The sequence below is a fragment of the Methylocystis iwaonis genome, from assembly GCF_027925385.1.
Classification (GTDB): domain Bacteria; phylum Pseudomonadota; class Alphaproteobacteria; order Rhizobiales; family Beijerinckiaceae; genus Methylocystis; species Methylocystis iwaonis.
Window position 1 is genome coordinate 2,078,309 of the sequence record NZ_AP027142.1, and the last position, 14,806, is coordinate 2,093,114.

The 14,806-nt window shown below is 63.8% G+C and carries 12 protein-coding genes; 6 read left to right on the forward strand and 6 right to left on the reverse strand.

Annotated elements, in window-relative coordinates; translation table 11 throughout:
- Positions 1–235: 235 nt before the first annotated feature.
- On the reverse strand, positions 236–1,306 hold the full coding sequence (locus QMG84_RS10070; RefSeq protein ID WP_281927636.1) for an acyltransferase family protein: 1,071 nt from the start codon (positions 1,304–1,306) through the stop codon (positions 236–238).
- A gap of 488 nt (positions 1,307–1,794) precedes the next feature.
- Positions 1,795–3,039, reverse strand: a complete 1,245-nt coding sequence (locus tag QMG84_RS10075; protein WP_281927638.1) for a bifunctional 2-C-methyl-D-erythritol 4-phosphate cytidylyltransferase/2-C-methyl-D-erythritol 2,4-cyclodiphosphate synthase — start codon at positions 3,037–3,039, stop codon at positions 1,795–1,797.
- A gap of 101 nt (positions 3,040–3,140) precedes the next feature.
- Here QMG84_RS10075 and dusB point away from each other — a divergent pair, with 101 nt between their 5' ends.
- The 3 genes from dusB to ntrC are packed head-to-tail and all read left to right on the forward strand — an operon-like array spanning position 3,141 to position 6,854.
- Positions 3,141–4,184, forward strand: a complete 1,044-nt coding sequence (dusB, locus tag QMG84_RS10080; protein WP_281927639.1) for a tRNA dihydrouridine synthase DusB — start codon at positions 3,141–3,143, stop codon at positions 4,182–4,184.
- On the forward strand, positions 4,181–5,353 hold the full coding sequence (locus QMG84_RS10085) for a two-component system sensor histidine kinase NtrB (protein WP_202071741.1): 1,173 nt from the start codon (positions 4,181–4,183) through the stop codon (positions 5,351–5,353). The genes dusB and QMG84_RS10085 overlap by 4 nt, the downstream gene beginning before the upstream one ends.
- Positions 5,354–5,381: 28 nt before the next feature.
- Positions 5,382–6,854 carry a nitrogen regulation protein NR(I) gene (ntrC, locus tag QMG84_RS10090; RefSeq protein WP_202071742.1) on the forward strand — a complete coding sequence of 491 codons (1,473 nt, stop codon included), beginning with the start codon at positions 5,382–5,384 and terminating at the stop codon, positions 6,852–6,854.
- A 295-nt stretch (positions 6,855–7,149) separates the two neighbouring features.
- Here the strand turns inward: ntrC and QMG84_RS10095 are convergent, their stop codons facing one another.
- Positions 7,150–8,166 carry a helix-turn-helix domain-containing protein gene (locus QMG84_RS10095; protein WP_281927642.1) on the reverse strand — a complete coding sequence of 339 codons (1,017 nt, stop codon included), beginning with the start codon at positions 8,164–8,166 and terminating at the stop codon, positions 7,150–7,152.
- Positions 8,167–8,304: 138 nt separating this feature from the next.
- Here QMG84_RS10095 and QMG84_RS10100 point away from each other — a divergent pair, with 138 nt between their 5' ends.
- On the forward strand, positions 8,305–9,525 hold the full coding sequence (locus tag QMG84_RS10100; protein ID WP_281927643.1) for a DUF3047 domain-containing protein: 1,221 nt from the start codon (positions 8,305–8,307) through the stop codon (positions 9,523–9,525).
- A 40-nt stretch (positions 9,526–9,565) separates the two neighbouring features.
- On the opposite strand, the gene QMG84_RS10105 is transcribed toward QMG84_RS10100, so the two are convergent.
- Genes QMG84_RS10105 through QMG84_RS21405 form a run of 3 tightly spaced genes read right to left on the reverse strand, consistent with a single transcriptional unit; the run spans position 9,566 to position 10,588 of the window.
- Positions 9,566–10,051 (reverse strand): GNAT family N-acetyltransferase, encoded by a 486-nt coding sequence (locus tag QMG84_RS10105; RefSeq protein WP_281927645.1) that lies wholly within the window; start codon positions 10,049–10,051, stop codon positions 9,566–9,568.
- The gene (locus QMG84_RS10110; RefSeq protein ID WP_281927647.1) at positions 10,048–10,527 is read right to left on the reverse strand and encodes an adenylyl-sulfate kinase; all 480 of its coding nucleotides are present in this window, start codon (positions 10,525–10,527) and stop codon (positions 10,048–10,050) included. The genes QMG84_RS10105 and QMG84_RS10110 overlap by 4 nt, the downstream gene beginning before the upstream one ends.
- The gene (locus tag QMG84_RS21405) at positions 10,469–10,588 is read right to left on the reverse strand and encodes an AAA family ATPase (RefSeq protein WP_350356512.1); all 120 of its coding nucleotides are present in this window, start codon (positions 10,586–10,588) and stop codon (positions 10,469–10,471) included. Before QMG84_RS21405 ends, QMG84_RS10110 begins: the two co-directional genes overlap by 59 nt.
- A gap of 203 nt (positions 10,589–10,791) precedes the next feature.
- On the opposite strand from QMG84_RS21405, the gene QMG84_RS10115 reads away from it, so the two are divergent.
- Both QMG84_RS10115 and ntrX read left to right on the forward strand, forming a co-directional pair.
- Positions 10,792–13,050 carry a sensor histidine kinase NtrY-like gene (locus tag QMG84_RS10115; protein WP_281927649.1) on the forward strand — a complete coding sequence of 753 codons (2,259 nt, stop codon included), beginning with the start codon at positions 10,792–10,794 and terminating at the stop codon, positions 13,048–13,050.
- Positions 13,050–14,414: a nitrogen assimilation response regulator NtrX gene (gene ntrX, locus QMG84_RS10120; RefSeq protein WP_202071748.1), complete on the forward strand. Its 1,365-nt coding sequence runs from the start codon at positions 13,050–13,052 to the stop codon at positions 14,412–14,414. The genes QMG84_RS10115 and ntrX overlap by 1 nt, the downstream gene beginning before the upstream one ends.
- Positions 14,415–14,806 lie beyond the last annotated feature (392 nt).

The following is a 14,806-nucleotide window of genomic DNA, read 5'->3' on the forward strand; positions in this document are numbered from 1 at the left end:
CAGCCGCGTCATGCCCGCGCTTGTCGCGGGCATCCACGCCGAGACATTGCGACATGCGGGGAGAAGAAGCGGCGTTATTCCGGCTCATGCTCTCAGCTTTCCGCGTCGGCACGGCGTCATGGCCGCGACAAGCGCGGCCATGACGCCGCAACACGTCTGCTCGTTAACCCGAATTCGGAGCCCTGGCGACAGAGGGACGCACGCATGCGGCTCACAAGCATGCGGGTCAACGCACCTACTGCCGACGCGCGGCCGACAAGGCTTGCTGGCCGGTGTGAGCTGGCAGGCGTGCGGCGCCCGTTCTGAAAAAAGTGGGACGTTCGAACAGAAATTCGAACGGAGTCGCCAGGGTTGCTGTTCTAACAAGTATGGGAACATGGACTGCGATGGCTGTCACAATCAGCGCGATCACGCCCCCATCCACAATGAGGCCCGTCTTTAAAAGCGCGATGCGCGTCGCCGCCATCGGCAGGAAGAAGGCGAGATAGACGACCATCGAGCGCGCGCCCAGCCAAGCCAATGAGGGCAGCACATGGGCCTCCGCCAGCAACGCGGAGAAGGCGACGACCGCCGCCGCGCCGGCGAAGCCGAGAAGAAGCGAGACTGCGGGGAGGCCCGAATAGCCGCACCGCACGGCAAGTTCGTTTGTCACGCCCCAAAGGATGAGGGCTGGAATTGTCCGTCGCAGATTCGCGCGCGACGCTTCGGCGAAAGCGAAAATTCGCGGCGCAAAATGATAGCCTGCATAAAAGTAGACGTAGCGTGCCGCGAATTCGTCGATCACGGTCGAATGCGTGGCGATATGCGCCATCTGAAGCGCGCTGGCGGCGGCCAGCACAGCGCAGGGCGGGGCGGGGCGCAGGAGCTTGGTGGTCACGAAGAAGATCGGCAGCAGATAGATGAACCACAGCGTGCCGAAGGGTTCGACCATTGCGAAAGCAAGATCACCCAAGATCGACAAGGGATCGCCGCCCGCGAGTAGCAGCTTGGGCGCGCCCTGGATCAGCGTCCACAGCACGAAGAAATAGACGAAGTGCAGGACCTTGCGGTCAAGATAATCGGCCCAGGGCTTGTCGATCGTTCGCGAGAGAAAGAGGCCTGCGACCAGAAAAAAATCCGGCATGCGGAAGGGCCGCGCCCAGTCGATGAAGCCATGAAGCCAGCTCTGCTGGCCGAGCGCTTCCTCGACGCCCAGTGTCGAATGCATCATCACGACAAGAATGATGCACCAGCCCTTGGCGTAATCGACCCAATCGACTCGTGTGGTGGGCAAGGCGGAAAGGGGGGCCTTGGTGCTCGCGAGCATGAAGAATGACCTTCGAAAATGCGCAGTTTTACTCCAATTCGTGCCCCAAATCGTTCATGCGCGCGCCGCGCTGAAATGTCCGCATTTTCTCGAAAACATGGTGAATATCACCCGGACGCCGGCGCGTTGAGATGGCCGGGCAAGCGTCCGTCACTCTGATACGAGGTGCATTTGATTGGTTCGCTATCGTTCCCAATGCTCGCAAAACGAGCGATCGGAATTACCGCCGTCATTGCGAGGAGGCGGAGCCGACGAAGCAATCCAGCGCCGCATCGCTGCCCTAGATTGCTTCGCTTCGCTCGCAATGACGGGCTCTGGGCGCAAAACAAGCGCTCTAGTGCTCTGGATTCCCGGTCGGGCTTTCAGCCCGCCGGGAATGACACGCCCCCGTGCGCGCTATTCAAACGGAAACGGTATGACTGGTTTCGTCGGCCGGAGAATTACGACAGTTGCGCCGGGCAGCGCGAAGGCGCCGACGCAATGTCCCGTCACTCCGGCAGCCGCACCGTCGCGATCGCTAGCGCCGCAATCCCCTCGCGGCGCCCGGTAAAGCCGAGTTTTTCGCTCGTCGTCGCTTTGACCGCCACGCGGCCGATGTCGACGCCCATGATCTCGGCAAGACTCGCTCGGATGGCGTCGCGATGCGGGCCGACCTTGGGCGCCTCGCAGACCACCGTCGCGTCGATATGGGCGATCATGCCGCCGCGCGCGCGGACGAGCTTGCAGGCGTGTTCGAGGAAGATTGTCGAGGCCGCGCCTTTCCACTGGGGATCGGAAGGCGGGAAATGCGCGCCAATGTCGCCTTCGGCGATCGCGCCCAGAACCGCGTCGGTAATCGCGTGCATCAGCACGTCGGCGTCGGAATGGCCGGCGAGGGAATGGCTATGGGGGATCGAAACGCCGCCGAGCCAAACCTGATCGCCCTCGGCAAAGGCGTGGACGTCATAGCCTTGCCCTGTTCTAACGTCTGTTAAAACATTGGCCGTTCTAACGTCTGTTAAATTACCTGATCCGGGAGCGACGGACGGGGCTTTGATCTGATCCATGGCGCGTGCGAAATCCTCCGGCGTCGTGAGCTTGAAATTGGCGAGATCGCCCGGAAAGACATGCACGGCGTGGCCGGCGGCTTCCGCGATCATCGCATCGTCCGTGTAGTCGCGCTCGGCTGCCGCCGCCGCGCGATGCGCCGCGAGAATAAGCGGGAAGCGAAAAGACTGCGGGGTTTGCACGGCGCGCAGCCGCGCCCGGTCGGGCGTGGCGACGACGAAGCCCGCCGCGTCGATCTCCTTCACCGTGTCGTTGAGCGGCACGCCCGGGACGGCGGCGCCATGGGCCCGCGCCGCCGCGACCGCGCGGGCGATGAGCGCCGGATCGGCGAAGGGCCGGGCGGCGTCGTGGATCAGCACAATCTGCGGCGCGCTTTCTCTGGCGACGGCTTCGAGCCCGTTGCGCACGCTCTCCTGCCTTGTGGCGCCGCCGAGCGCAGGCTCCGAGACGGCGGCGCGCGCCGCGTCGCTCAATTCGGCGACGCTTTGCGCATAAAGCGCGCGGTCGTCCGGGTGGATGACAACCTTCAGGCGCGCGCCCGGCGCGCTGGCGCCCATCGCCTCCAGCGTGCGCGCGAGCACGGTCTTGCCAGCGAGCCGACGATACTGCTTGGGCAAGCCTTCGCCGGCGCGCGAACCGCGTCCCCCGGCGACGACGAGGATAGAGATTTCCGTTCCATCAACCATGCCGCTCCTGTGTCGCTTTTCATGCATCGCGTCAAATGTGCGAGAATGCGGCGAAATGCTATGTTGCAACTGCGAAGCTAGCTGCTTATGGTATAGGCAAGATGACTGCTGCTGAAAAATCGGGCTTTGAACCCGAGCGCGAGGCGCTGCGAATCGGGCCCGTCCGCCTTTCCGGGCGCGCTTTTCTGGCGCCTATGGCAGGCGTCACCGATGCGGCCATGCGCCGCATTGCCGAACGCTATGGCGCCAGCGCGACCGTGAGCGAGATGATCACGGCGGCGGGCGTCGCCCGGGGCGACCGCGAGACCACGCTGCGGCTCGCTTCTTCCAGCAATACAAATACGGTGCCGCGCGTGATCCAGATCGCGGCGCGCGACCCGCAGGAAATCGCCGTCGCCGCGCGCCATGCCGAAGAAGCGGGCGCCGATTGGGTCGACATCAATATGGGCTGCCCCTGCAAGCGGGTGACCGGCGGCCTCGCCGGCGCGGCGCTGATGCGCGACCTCGACCAGGCCTCGGCCCTCATCGCCGCTGCGCGCGCGGCTATCCGCGTTCCGCTGAGCGTGAAGATGCGGCTCGGCTGGGACGACGCTTCGCGCAATGCGCCCGAGCTCGCGCGCCGCGCCGAGCAGGAAGGCGCCGCGCTGATCACCGTCCATGGACGCACGCGCCAGCAATTCTACAAAGGCCGCGCGGATTGGGCGGCAATCGCCCCGGTCAAGCAAGCCGTTTCGATCCCGGTTATCGCCAATGGCGATTGCGGCTCGGTCGAGGACGCCGCGGAAATGCTGAGATTGTCTGGCGCCGATGCGGTGATGGTCGGCCGCGCCGCGCAGGGGCGCCCCTGGCTCGTCGGCGATATTGCGCATTATCTTGGCGCCGGGCTACGTCGCGCCGAGCCGTCGCTTGCCGAGCGCAGCGCGCTCGCGCGCGAGCATCTCGATGGGCTTCTCACGCAAATGGGCGCGGAGGCGGGCCTGCGCCATGCGCGCAAACATCTCGCCGCCTATGTAGACGAGGCTTTCGGCGCCGCTTGCGCCGAGGTCGCGGCGCTGCGCCACGCGCTCGTCACCACCGCTTGCGCGTCGGAGGCCTTTCGGCTGATCGACGCCATTTTTACAGAGGGACAAGAGGTCGCCGCATGAGCCTTTCGGATCGCCCCAGACGCGACGACCCCCGGCGCGGCGAGTTTACCCCGCTCAAGATCATCGACGAGCGCGGCCGTAGCTGCGTGCTCGAGGCGCTGCCGAGCGTCATTCTCACCGTCTCGCGCGAGGGGGTGATCGAGGACGCCAACGCCGCGGCCGAAAGCTTCTTCGAGCTCGGCAAGCCTTTGCTCATCGGCCAAAAGCTCGAGCGGCTGCTGCCCTTCGGCTCGCCGCTCATCACCCTCGTCCAGCATGTCCAGGACCGCGGCGCGGCGATCAACGAATATAAGGTCGATCTCGGCCGGCCTGGGCAGGAGGGCGACCGCCGCGTGGATGTCCATTGCGCCCCGCTTCCGGAGCAGGACGGCCTGGTTCTGGTTGTGCTGCAAGAACGAACAATTGCCGATAAAATAGACAGGCAACTCAGCCATCGCGGCGCCGTGCGCTCAGTTTCCGGGCTCGCGTCCATGTTGGCGCATGAAATCAAAAATCCTTTGTCCGGAATTCGCGGCGCCGCACAATTACTGGAGAGCGGCCTTTCGGATCAGGACCGGGCGCTGACACGGCTGATCTGCGAGGAGACCGACCGCATTGTGCGGCTGGTCGATCGCATGGAGGTTTTCTCCGACGCGCGGCCCTTGAAGCGCGAGCGCGTCAATATTCATTCGGTGCTCGATCACGTGAAGCAGGTGGCGCAGAGCGGCTTCGCCCGGCGCATCAGATTTGTCGAGAATTACGATCCGTCGCTGCCGCCGGTTTACGCCAATCGCGACCAGCTCGTGCAGGCATTTCTCAATCTGGTGAAGAACGCCGCCGAGGCGATCGGGCTCGACGCCGTCGATGGCGAAATCGAGCTTTCCACAGCGTTTCGGCCGGGGGTCAGCCTGCGCGCCATGGGCGCCCGCAGCCCCGTCGGCCTGCCGCTCGAATTCTGCGTGCGCGACAATGGTCCCGGCGTGCCCGACGACATCGCCGCGCATCTCTTCGACCCCTTTGTCACCACGAAGTCTTCCGGGACTGGCCTGGGTCTTGCTTTGGTGGCCAAAATCGTCAACGACCACGGCGGCGTTATTGAATGCGAATCCCTTCCCCGACGTACGACCTTCCGAATTCTGATGCCCATGTATCGCGCCAAAACGGAGAAGAGAGAGGCGGCCCGTTCATGACGCTTCGCCAGCGGGGGAGACTGGTCTGATGACGAGAGGCGAAATTCTTGTCGCCGACGACGACGCCGCGATCCGCACTGTCGTCGCCCAGGCGCTCTCGCGCGCCGGTTACGAGGTGCGCACCACCGGCACGGCGGCGACCTTATGGCGCTGGGTGCAATCGGGCGAGGGCGATCTCGTTGTCACCGACGTGGTGATGCCGGACGAAAACGCTTTCGAGCTTCTGCCGCGCATCAAGAAGTTGCGGCCGGAATTGCCCATCATCGTCATGAGCGCCCAAAACACATTTATGACGGCGATCCGCGCGTCTGAGCGGGGCGCCTATGATTATCTGCCGAAGCCCTTCGATCTGAAGGAGCTGGTCGGCATTGTCGGCCGCGCCATGGCCGAGCCGCGCAAGGGCGGCGAAGAGGCCGCGCCGGAGGAAATGGAGGGCATGCCGCTCGTCGGGCGATCTCCGGCGATGCAGGAGATCTATCGTTCGCTCGCGCGGCTGATGCAGACCGATCTGACGGTTATGATCAACGGCGAGTCCGGCACGGGCAAGGAGCTGGTCGCGCGCGCGCTGCATGATTACGGCAAGCGCAAGAAGGGCCCCTTCGTCGCAGTGAATATGGCGGCGATTCCGCGCGACCTGATCGAGAGCGAGCTGTTCGGCCATGAGAAGGGCGCCTTCACCGGCGCGAACCAGCGCTCGGCCGGCCGTTTCGAGCAGGCCGAGGGCGGCACGCTCTTCCTCGATGAAATCGGCGACATGCCGATGGAGGCGCAGACTCGTTTGCTGCGCGTGCTGCAGCAGGGCGAATATACGACGGTCGGCGGTCGCACGCCGATCAAGACGAATGTCCGCATCATCGCCGCGACCAACAAGGATTTGCGCGGCCTGATCCAGCAGGGTCTCTTCCGCGAGGATTTGTATTTCCGCCTCAACGTCGTGCCGCTGCGCCTGCCGCCGCTGCGCGAGCGCACCGAGGATATTCCCGATCTCGTCCACCACTTCTTCAAAGTGGCGGCGAGCGAAGGCCTGCCGCAGAAATATATCGAGCAGGCGGCGCTCGACCGGATGAAGAGATACCGCTGGCCCGGCAATATCCGCGAGCTGGAAAATCTCATCCGCCGCCTCGCCGCGCTGCATCCGCAGGAAGTGATCTCCGACCCGCTCGTCGAAGCGGAGCTGGACCACGAGTTGCGGCAAGCGACTGTGGATAAGCAGTCGTCGCCCGGCGCCGCACCGACGAAGGAGCTGGAGAACGGCCAGACGCTCTCGACCTCCGTCGAACAGCACCTCGCCAAGCTGTTCCGCGATTACGGCGACGGGCTGCCGCCGCCAGGCCTCTACCACCGCGTCATCCGCGAGATCGAAATCCCGTTGATCTCGGCGGCGCTGGCGGCGACGCGCGGCAATCAGATCAAGGCGGCGGAGCTTCTTGGGTTGAACCGGAATACGCTGCGGAAGAAGGTCAATGATCTCGACATTCGGCTGATGAGATCGCCGAGGTGAGGGGCAAGAAGAGCGCCGAGGCGGCGCTCGATTTTCGACGACGGGACGTTAAAATCCGCTTGATTGGGGCGCTGTCATTCCCGACGCTCGCGCAGCGAGCGATCGGGAATCCAGAGCCGAACCAGCGCTCTTGCGGCTCTGGATTCCCGGTCGGGCTTTCAGCCCGCCGGGAATGACAAGGCCCCACGCGAGCTGTCCAAACGGAAAGAGCGAGCCTGCTTTCGGAGAAGACGCGCTTCTACGCACAGGGCGCGATGAGTCGCTTAGTTTTAAGTTTCACCTTGTTTGCCTGCCTTTATCCGCCAGATTTCGCCAATTTCCGCCATCGGCCGGGCGCTACGCCGCTCCAACTTTCGAAGGCGCGACTGAAATGCGCGGGGTCACGATAGCCGAGCATCACCGCAATCTCGGTGATTGACAGGTCTGGTTGGCAAAGAAAGCTTATCGCCCGTCGCTGCCGTGTGTTTTTCAGAAGATCGGAGAAACTCAGCCCCAGTTCCGCGAGCCGACGCTGCAGCGTTCGTTTCGATAGGCCCATCCGACGAACAATGCGCGAAAGGTCAGGACGACCGTCGAGAAGCTCCAGATCGATCAGGGCGCCGATATTGCCTGGCAAGTCGTCCGGAGCCGGTATATCGAAAATGCGCGCGAGTTCGTCCGCCTCCAGTCCTCGATCGGCGCCGAGATGCGGGTTGACCGCCATGAGCAGCCGCTGATCGAAAACGATCGTGCCGGGCGCGTCGCGGATCATCGTATCGACGCCCATTTGCGCGTCGATGGAACGCCGCGCCGTCACGGGCAGGCCGCCGACCATGATGCGGCTCGGCAACCACCCGGCGCCAGCGAAATGGCGGATCATGACAATCATGTACCACAGCGCGAGCATCTCATTTTGAGGCCTTCCGTCTGTGGCGGGGTCGGCCAATTCATAGGACCAGTGGACCTCGTCGCCATATCGTCGGACGGCGAGCCGCGTCGCACTCTGCATCATATGCGGCAGACTTGTTCCCGAGCGGTGGATCGCTTCGAATAAGGTGGGCGCCTGTGTGACCCATTTGCCGTAGACGCCGAGGCCCGCGATCGACGTTTGGCGACCGAGGCGCGCCGCGAAAGCCTCGTCGCGCAGCTCGCGAGACGCGGTCGCAAGCAGCCGAAAATGGTCGCGCAGCGGCAGAAGGGTGTCGGGCGACTCCAACAAACGGATGGGAAGCTCGGCACGCTGAAAGACCCGCTCGATCGAGCCGCCGTTTTCCATGACGACGCCGGCGATCGGCCCGAGCGTGCTCGCGCGCGTATATCCGGTCCGTCGCATCGATTGCCCTCTCGCGCCGTAAAAAGCTCGATTTCGGCACGCCAAGGCATGCAGATTTCCGGCGCGAGCATAACATTCGGCTTCCCGATCACGAACGCCTGACCGCAGAGCGCTTGCGCGTGATCAAGGAGGAAGCGTATGTGCCTTTATTGTCTCAATCTTTCCTATGGCGCCAACGCGCCCGGCGCTTTTTCGCGGCGCGACCTATTGCGGCGCGCCGCGGCGCTCGGCGTGGCCTTGCCCGTCATGGCCGCCTCGAACGCCACCTTCGCCGCTGAGCAGAGCGGCCTGGCGCCAGTGGATTTCAAAAAGGGCGTCGAAGACCTCATCGCCCGGGCGCAGTCGCCCGAGCTTGCGGGCTATCGGCTCTTCCAAATCAATGGCCCCGATCTGCCCTGGATCGATCTTGGCCTCGAGGCTGTCAAAGGCCAGCAAATCACCTTTCTCGTCACCGGGCGCTGGTGGCTGTCTCGACAACACGACCTCTGGTTTCGTCCCGGTCTCGGCTTCCACGCCCGCACGCGCGGCAAACGACCGATCTACAGTCCGGGCGTCGACACGGGCGCCATGACCGCTTTGCACGACGGTCCGATCGAAGTGGCCCGCTTCGCTCCGCTGGGCGCCGATGAGGACGGCCGCCTGACCATTCCAGAAGACGTCTACGCCAAGGACGACGTGACAATTACCGGCGTCGCGCTGCTGTGGCGCGGAGAGGCCGCCGCGGGTCTTGCGAGCCTTGCGGCCCATGGGGACGTCGGCGGCCTCTTGGCGGCGGAGCTGGCGCGGCTGCGGCGCAACCGCAGGCTGCCGGAAGGCTGGTCCAACCTCTTCTTGTTCGGCGGCGGCGAGGAAAGCTTCGTTCGAGACGCGAACGGCGAGATCGTCTGTGAAAGCGCGGGAAGCGCGTCGATTATCGAGCGGCCATTGTCGCTTCCTCTCGCATCCCGTCCAAAGCTCGGCTGGCGCTGGAAGATCGACCAACTGCCGTCTGCGGTCCCGGAGGATCAGGCCCCCGTCCACGACTATCTCTCGATTGGCGTGAAATTCGAGGACGGGCAGGACCTCACATATATCTGGAGCGCCGCGCTGCCGACCGGCAAGGTCTTCCGCTGCCCGCTTCCCGGCTGGAATGCCGTCGAAACCCACATGATCGTCGACTCCGGCGCCACCGGCCTCGGATTGTGGCGCGAGAGGGAGCGGGACGTCGCTTCCGACTACGCCGCCCATATCGGCGGGTCGGCGAAAGCGATCAGCCATATCTGGCTGTTGGCGATCACGCCTTTCCAGCGCCGCCGGGGCGCGTGCCGTTACGCCGACATCAGGGTCGAGACGGCTGACGGTGTGGTGCAAAAACTTTAGAATCGGGGCTCGGCTGCTGCTCGCAGCAACAGAAATTTGTTTAACCAAGCGCGGCAAAAGCTGGTGCGTAATCGATTATGCCAGTCGCAACAGGCAAAGGCCTATTAAATGACAGAGCCATGAGGTGCGGCCCCGCATAGGGAGATGTGAAGCCACTTGCGAGGGCTGGATCAAAGCCAAACTTTTGATACAGGTTTGGATCGCCAAGCACGAAAACACCCTGCCATCCTTCCTTTTCAGCCTCCTTCAAGGCTGAACGGACCAACGAACCGCCAATCCCTTTACGCTGTCGATCAGGGGCGACGGCAACCGGCCCAAGACCAAGCGCTCGGAACGGGGCGTCCATTTTCGACAACATGACGTGTCCCACTATGATCCCGGATTGGACAGCGACCATTGAGATAACGGCGTCGCCATCCGACCGGAGCTGCTCGACCAACCGCGCTTCGGCGGGCGTGGGAAAAGCAGCTTCGACAATCTTTCGGATTTCACAAACGTCAGAAGGTTCTTCGTGACGGATTATCATCTTATCAACTCGGCTTTCGCGTCGTTGTCTAGGGCCAGAAGCGCTTGGTCAACGCAACGCGTCAGGTGTTGACCAGCGGTATCGATCACCAGATGGGCGCGGTTCCAAGGGCGATAATCTAGGTCGGCGACCTCGGCCCATGTTGGCGGAACATGACCGGGGATTTCGCTGACACGCGTTTCGACGCGCCGACGGTGCTCATCGACAGCCGAGCAAATCGTCTCGATCTCGAGCACGCGCGCGCCTGCCCGAAGCCCCACATTGCGCCACGCGTCGCGCGTCAGCATCCACGGATTTACGCAATCTCCGACGACGAGCCGCCCCAGCCGGAGATTGTCTTCAGCGATAGCGTAAGCCGCACGATAACCGGCGTCCTCGATCGAACCTGGGACGACGCCTAATGCCTTGATCGCCGTTTCAATTGAGTCGATCCGTAACCAAAGCGACGCCGAGCCGCCGGGCGATTTCACGGGCAAGCGACGACTTGCCCGTGCCAGGCAGGCCTGAAAAAACGATGAGAGTCGCTCCAAGTTGCATCAAGTAAGGATAGGAGGCGCTCGCCAATCGGCGCAACGCGCAAATTTCAGTGAAGGGCCGCCTTGGGCCAAACGCGGTTGACGCCGATCGAAGAGCGGCGCTGGTTTGTCAGGAAGAGCGAGCGGTGACGGGCCTCCCCAGCACGCCCCCACCCAAAGCGCTACGCATTTGCGACAGTCTCGCCCGCGGCCTATAACCGCCTTATGATCCAAACAGGCGAGCAAGCACTTTCCGACAGCGGCAAAAGCGCGGGCGGCCGCGCCTGGTTCGGGCCGGCGGTCGTCGTCGGCGCTGTAAGCTGTGCGCTCGCAACCTTCCTCGTTACGGCTGAGTTCGGCGTTATCTCGCCGACGGACAATCGGCTTATCCCGCTTTTCATCGCCAATGTGTTCTTCGTCGGCGTCCTCCTGGCCATGGTGGTCGCCAAGGCGATGCGGCTTTATCGCGTCTGGCGGCGCGGCGAGGCGGCGGCGCGGCTGCATGTCCGCATCGTCGGCTTCTTCTCGGTTATCGCGCTCATTCCGGCGGTGCTCCTCGCCGTCGCGGGGTCGCTGACGCTGGAGCGGGCGCTGAACCCCGCCTTCATGAATGGCGTGAAGGTATTTGTGCACAACACTGCCCAGGCGGCCGAAGCGTTTCAATCGAGCCAATGTCAGGCGCTGCTTCAGGAGGCGCAGCTCACCGCCTCCGACCTCGACCGGGCGCGCGTGCTCTTCATCACCGACCGCAATTATTTCCACCAGATTTTCGACTCGCGCGCCAAATTCCTCGGCTTTTCCGTCGCGGCCCTGGTGTCCTCCAACGGTCAGGTCATCGACCGGGTGGATGTGAGCCAGAACGCCTCGGCGATCGTCATTGCGCCCCCGCAATCGGAATTCGACAATGCGCGCAAGGGCGAGCCGCTTTGCCTGATGATCGACGACGGCAAGAGCTTCGTCGCGCTCAGGGCGCTGCACGCCTTCGAGAACACCTTTCTTTACGTCACCCGCCCGATCGACCCCTTTGCCGTCGACTTCCCCAAGCAGGCCGAGAAGCTGATCAGCAATTATGACGCCTTCGACGCCTATCGCGTGGCCGTGCAGCGCGCTTTCGTGCTCATGTACGCCTTGCTGACGATGATCATGCTCTTGTCCTCGGTTTGGTTCGGCCTCGACTTCGCCGACCGGCTGGTGAGCCCGATCCGCACGCTTATCGCCGCGACTGATCAGGTTTCGGGCGGAAATCTCCAGGTGCAGGTGCAGGTCGATCGCGCCCATGGCGAGCTGGCGCGCCTCGGCGACGTCTTCAACAATATGACGACCGAGCTGAACCTTCAGCAGAGCCGGTTGCTGGAGGCGAACCGGATCAACGACGAGCGGCGCGAATTCACCGAGGCCGTACTGGCTGGCGTGCCGGCGGCGGTTATGGGCGTCGACGCGGACGGGATCGTGACCGTCCTCAACCGGTCGGCCGAGGAATTGTCGCTCAACGACGCCAAGGGGCAGGCGACAGTCGGCGCCAATATCGCCGATGTCATGCCCGAAATCGCGCCGCTTCTTACCGACGCGCTCGAGCTTTTCCCGCGCGCGGTGCAGAGCCAGGTCACGATGAAGCGCGGGACAGCCGAGCGGACCCTCAACATTCGCGTGACCTCGGCGCGCCGCGCCGAGGAAGGCGCGCCGAGCTTCGTCGTCACGCTCGACGACATTACCGACCTCGTCTCCGCCCAGCGCACCTCCGCCTGGGCCGATGTCGCGCGCCGCATCGCCCATGAAATCAAGAATCCGCTGACGCCGATCCAGCTCTCCGCCGAGCGCCTCAAGCGCAAATATGGCAAGCTGATTCAGGTGGACCGCGACGTGTTCGACCAATGTATCGACACGATTGTGCGGCAGGTAGACGACATCAAGCGCATGGTGGACGAGTTCTCCTCCTTCGCCCGCATGCCCAAGGCGCGGCCGGCGCGTGACGACATCAGCGAATGCGCCCGGCAGGTCGCCTTCCTGATGCGGGTCGGCAATTCCGACGTCGACATCGTCGAAACCGAGCTGGCGGGGCCCGTCTATGCGCAATTCGACCGCCGGCTCCTCTCGCAGGCGCTGACGAATATCGTGAAGAACGCCATAGAGGGGATCGCCGCCCGCGCGCCGCAGGACGCGGCCGAGAAGGGCAGGGTGGAAATCCGCCTGTCCGTGCGCGAGCGCATGGCGGAGATCGACGTCATCGACAATGGAAAAGGCTTCCCGGCGATCAACCGGCAACGTCTGTTGGAGCCTTACATGACGACGCGGTCGGACGGCACGGGGCTCGGTCTGCCCATTGTCGCCAAAATCATAGAAGATCACGGCGGCCGACTAGAGCTTCTCGACGCTCCCGTTGGGCGCGGGGCCTGCGTGCGGCTCGTCCTGCCGCTGGCGGACGCCGACAAGGACAACACAAACCAGCCGGAAACGGCAAATTCCTCTGAAACGAGCGGGGCCTAATGGCAAGCGACATTCTGATTGTCGATGATGAGGAAGACATCCGCGAGCTCGTCGCGGGCATTCTGAGCGACGAGGGCCATGGAACGCGCACGGCCAAGGACGCCGATGAGGCGCTGGCGGCGATTGCCGCGCGTCGGCCGCATCTCGTCTTCCTGGATATCTGGCTGCAGGGCTCGCGGCTCGACGGGCTGCAGGTGCTGGAGCAGATCCAGAAGCAGCACAAAGGGCTGCCGGTGGTCATGATTTCCGGCCACGGCAATATCGAGACGGCCGTCAGCGCGATCAAAATCGGCGCCTATGACTTCATCGAGAAGCCCTTCAAGGCGGATCGTCTGGTTCTGGTCGCCGAGCGCGCGCTGGAGGCTTACCAGCTCAGGCGCGAAATCTCGGCGCTGCGCCAGAGGGCAGGGGCCTTCGACCGGATCGTCGGCTCGTCGCCGCCGGCGCATCAGCTTCAGCAGCTCATCGCGCGGGTCGCGCCTGTGAATTCTCGCGTGCTGATCATGGGCGCGCCGGGCGCCGGCAAGGAGCTCGCCGCCCGTTGCATCCATGAGGCGTCCCAGCGCGCGGATGGGCCTTTCGTGGTCATCAGCTCGGCGACCATCACGCCAGAGAATATGGAGATCGAGCTTTTCGGCCGCGAAGGGCCGGACGGCGAGCGCAAGATCGGCGCGCTGGAAGAGGCCCATGGCGGCACGCTCTTCCTCGACGAGATCGCCGACATGCCCAAGGACACGCAGGCCAAGATCCTGCGGGTGCTCGTCGACCAGACCTTCCAGCGCGTCGGCGGGTCGACCAAGGTCCAGGTGGACGTTCGCGTGATCTCGTCTTCGGCCCGCGATCTCGCCTCCGCGATCGAGGAAGGGACGCTGCGCGAGGATCTCTTCCATCGACTTGCGGTTGTGCCGGTCCGCGTGCCGTCGCTGGCCGAGCGCCGGGAGGATATTCCTGCCCTCATCGAGTATTTCATGGAGAGCCTGTCGCTCGCGGCGGGCTTGCCGCGGCGCAAAATCGCCGAGGACGCCCTTGCCGTGCTCCAACTGCACGACTGGCCAGGGAACATCCGGCAACTCAAAAACAATGTCGAACGGCTGATGATCCTGACCGCCGGCGAGCCCGGCGCCGTGATCACCGCGGACATGCTGCCGGCCGATGTCGGGGAGCTGGTGCCCGCCACCCCCGCCGGCGTGAGGGGTGAAAAGCTGATGAGCCTCCCGCTGCGAGAGGCGCGCGAAGTCTTCGAACGGGAATATCTGGTGGCGCAGTTGAACCGCTTCTCCGGCAATATTTCGCGCACCGCGGAGTTCATCGGAATGGAGAGGTCGGCCCTCCACAGGAAGTTGAAGTCGCTCTCAATTGAGTAGTTATTTCAGATAATTATGACTTAATGTTCATGCTTTACTTTAGGGTTATCTGCGGCTTCCGAAGCGGGCTGGCCGACGGCCCGCATTCGCAGGGACTCACCGCCGTCATTGCGAGGAGACGGAGCCGACGAAGCAATCCAGGGCCGCATCGCCGCCCTGGATTGCTTCGCTTCGCTCGCAATGACGGGCTCAGTAAAACGAGCGCTCTTGTGGACGGTTGCGCTGCACAATTGCGCCTCCCTTAATTGCCCCGGCGCGGCCCGAGCGCCCCGGCTCGTCATTCGGGCCCTCGGTAACGCCGTCGGGTGGCGGACAGGGGGAGCGCTGCTTCGAGTTCATCCAGACCAAGCGAATGCTACACGCTTTGGTTGCGCAAACGCATCGAAAGCCAT